This window comes from Bradyrhizobium sp. Kon69 (assembly GCF_055807515.1).
This window is the reverse complement of record NZ_JBVVOS010000560.1, coordinates 1-239: the sequence shown is the minus strand read 5'-3', so window position 1 is coordinate 239 and position 239 is coordinate 1. Positions and strand designations below refer to the sequence as shown.

Genomic DNA, 239 nt, shown 5'->3' with positions numbered 1-239 from the left:
GACGCTCAGGCTGGACACCGCGATCAACCACATGGTTGAGGGCCTTTGCATGTTTGATGCCGAGAAGCGGCTTGTCGTCTGCAACGAGCGCTACGCCCGACTCTATCGGCTGCCGCCGGAACTGCTGCGGACGGGGACGTCGCACACCGACATCATCAGGCATCGCATCGTGAACGGAATCCTCAAGGGCGATCTCAGCGAGGGGGCTGCCGAGCAATTCATCTCGAAGCTGGCCGCGC

General features: G+C 62.3%; 1 protein-coding gene. It reads left to right on the top strand.

Annotation, left to right across the window (positions count from 1 at the left end; all coding sequences use genetic code 11):
• Window positions 1–49: 49 nt before the first annotated feature.
• On the top strand, window positions 50–239 hold a 190-nt coding region (locus AC0L3U_RS40150; protein ID WP_473365234.1), incomplete at its 3' end, for a PAS-domain containing protein.